Source organism: Vibrio sp. 1F263, assembly GCF_041439035.1.
Taxonomy (GTDB): domain Bacteria; phylum Pseudomonadota; class Gammaproteobacteria; order Enterobacterales; family Vibrionaceae; genus Vibrio; species Vibrio tasmaniensis_A.
The window spans coordinates 1-3,313 of the sequence record NZ_JBGONI010000094.1 but is presented as its reverse complement, the minus strand read 5'-3'; the positions used below and the strand labels follow the sequence as shown (position 1 = coordinate 3,313).

The 3,313-nt window shown below is 38.1% G+C and carries 2 protein-coding genes; both read left to right on the top strand.

The genetic code is table 11. From position 1 onward, the window contains the following. Positions 1-38: 38 nt before the first annotated feature. Positions 39-1,784, top strand: coding sequence for a restriction system-associated AAA family ATPase (locus ACED25_RS23100; RefSeq protein ID WP_371696229.1), 1,746 nt, complete (start codon positions 39-41; stop codon positions 1,782-1,784). Beyond that, positions 1,784-2,914: an HNH endonuclease gene (locus tag ACED25_RS23095; RefSeq protein ID WP_371696228.1), complete on the top strand. Its 1,131-nt coding sequence runs from the start codon at positions 1,784-1,786 to the stop codon at positions 2,912-2,914. Before ACED25_RS23100 ends, ACED25_RS23095 begins: the two co-directional genes overlap by 1 nt. The last annotated feature ends 399 nt before the right edge of the window (positions 2,915-3,313 follow it).

The window sequence follows — 3,313 nt, the reverse complement described above, 5'->3', positions numbered from 1 at the left end:
GAAATACGCGAAACGGGGTTGTTCTATCTTTAAATTTAATTACGCAACAAAGCCGCTTACAGGACGGATTTGAATACGTTTTTCGTTCAGAATGGACACTACAAGATGAATCTTCTGACCAGCCTCAGTTTAGTGAAAAAGGCTTTGCACCTTTTGTTTGTGCAGGTCCCAATGGTAGTGGTAAGTCAAATCTTCTAGAAGTTCTAGCTGCAATATTTTATCACTTAGAATGCATGTGCTTAGTTAGTCGACCGACGGTATTTAGCTATGATGAAGATACTAATGCTGATGGTTTTAGAAGCGATATAGCTAAACCTGATGGCTTTGAAGTAGAGTATTTAATACCTGTTGGAAGTAGTGATGTACGAACACTCGCACATGTATTAGTTACAAAAGAAATAGGTGAGTCACCAAAGGTTCAGTGGTTAAACCGTGATGAGTTATATCAAGACCATAGCCCACTATCGGGAGATGAAATTAAACGATTACTACCTGATTTTGTATTAGGTTACTCCTCAGGTGAAAACGAAGTACTTAGCTTACCTTTCTTTAAGATGAGGTTTGTTCTATTTGATGAGTATTGGAGTGCATTAAGGGAGCAGCATCCTTATTCCGGTTGGCCTGAAACTCGTATGGCTTATATGGACAACTCCGATAGTCAAGCGATTCTGCTTTGTAATTTGCTATATGATGAAGAAGAAGCTAGAGAGCTTTTTGAGTGTGATATGGGGCTGGGAGCGTTGCATGAGTTTCGTATTATCATCAAACGCAGTATTGAGATTAGTTCAGAGCAAGCAGAGTTGTTTGGGCGGGAACACCCCGCTCTGGCTGTCGATGAGGAGAACAATAAATACACGTTGAATCTAGTTGATCGGTTAGAAGCTGATGAAAACTCTTCTGATAGATTTGACCCTATGGTCACTAGGCTAAAACGATGTGCTACATGTTTCTTTGTTGATGAAGAAACAGACACGTTGTACCTGGATTATTGTGTTAATGGTGCGACAAGGGAAGCCTTTGCTGAGAACTTCAGTTTTGAAGTAAACAAATCTCCCATTGAATTGTTTCGAGCTTTTCAGGTGCTGCTGTCGCTGAACCTCTATACAGTTAGCGAGCAACTTAAATCTGATTTATATAAATCAGGTAGTTTATACGTTAATGAAACAGTACCGACTTTAGCTTCTGATGAGCGAATCATGCGTTTTAAGAACTTTTGGTTTAACAAGGAAGGGATAGAAGAGCCGGTTTTGCTAAAGTCTTTGTCTGATGGTGAACATCAGCTATTACATAGTCTTGGGTTGTGCCTGTTATTCAAAGACACCAATAGCTTATTTCTTTTAGATGAACCTGAAACACATTTTAATCCAGCATGGCGGTCAAACTTTATCAGCCGACTAAGATCATGCTTTCCAGAAAAGGACAAACAGCAAGCAAGCCATGAGATGTTAATTACGACGCACACACCGTTTTTAATTTCTGATAGCGAACGTCATAAGGTTATGGTCTTTGATAAAGATCCTGAAAGTAATCAGGTCACTATTCAACATCCAGAATATAAAACCCTAGGCGCATCGATAAACAAAATAACCATTGAAACGTTCGGAAAGTACGAGACTATCGGTGGCTATGCACATAAATTGCTGGATGGCTTTAAAGAAGAGTTCAAAAAAGAAGGGGTGGATATTGATAGCTTGTTAAAGCGTATTGATAATCGACTCGGCGATTCTGTTGAGAAGCTCTTACTTATGAAAACGATAATGGACAGTTTAAAGGAACAGGACTGATGCTCTTTCCATATCAATTTTTAGACCATAAAATGAACACAATGCAAGAATACATCCAGTTCATTTTAGAAGATGTATGGTGTATTGCTATAGATGGAATGGACTATGATGTCGATACTTTATTTGCTGCTAAATCTGACTTAAGGGACATGATAATAGAGCTAGATACCCAAGAAGTAGCTGGCGCTAATAATTTTCTAATTCCTCTTCATTCACTTTTTGAAAAGTTTAAGTTGTTGAGTCTTGAGCAAAAAAAACAGTTTAAAGATTGGTTTGCCCTTAATAATGATATTAAAAAGCTTTGTGAAGATGGGGAACAGTGCACTCCTGCTACTTATGAAGCAATTAAAGCTCTATATCCTGAAGCTCAGTATCCTGGTTTAGTCAGCGAGCTTGGGAGATTTTATAAAAACATGTACTCAGGCGACTTTTTGAAGCTAGCGTCAGTTAGAGATCGAATAGGGCTCATTGCGGATCATAATCTGAAATTTACTCAGTTGAACGATCGAGATGTATGCCCATTTTGTGGGTTGTCAGGAATTTTAAATCAGTTTACTAAACCACGGGAAGCTTATGACCATTACTTCCCCAAAGGAAAATATCCATTCAATAGCATTAATTTCCTTAACTTGGTACCAGCTTGCCCGCATTGTAATAGCAGTTACAAATTAGCAAAAGATCCCAATATAGAAAAACCCGATACAGTTAAGGCTAAAGCTAAAAATCCTTTACGAGTCCCTCGTAAGGTTTTCTATCCTTACGCAAATCATACGAATCTGATTAGCTTATCTTTGTCTATCCAAACGCAAGATTGGAAAAAGTTAGAAGCTACCGACGTAACTCTATGCATGGGGCCAGGATTGATTCAACAAGAGCTTGATACATGGGATGATTTGTACGGAATCTCCGAACGTTATAAAGCAGAGTGCTGTTCAAAAAACTCAGGTAAGGCGTGGTTATCAGAGGTATTTGAACGCTCTAATAAGCTTAAGTTACCGACTAAGCAGTACGTAGAAAATATTGAACTGGATACGGAGCTCGATCCTTTTGTAGATAAACGTTTCTTAAGAAGGTCGTTTTTAGTCGCGTGTAATAGAGCTGGGCTTTTTGATATACAAAATGGTGATTAGCTTTACAAAGTTGGTATGTATTACAGAGTGTATATTCTCACAAGTCGACTTGATATAACTCTTTAATTTTAAATGCTATAGGATTGAAAATCCGACTCGATACTCTAACTTTAAAGAAGTATCGGGACGTTTTTGAGTTTAAAAGTGAGACAGGGTGGTTACGTGGTAACCTTATGGTTGATTTAGTTAACTCAGTTTAGCTTTTTCCTGAGGTAACACCAGAGGTAACATCCTGAAATTCTAACTTTATAATATCCATTTATATCAATTGAATAAGTTAGATAGTAGAGTCCAGTAGCGCACCAAATTCGTTCTTTATGAACAAGCAAAAAAGCCCACCTAGTGTGTAATGCCGATCGTTTAAGAAGACTTGAACGATCTTGCAGTTAGCAGATAATC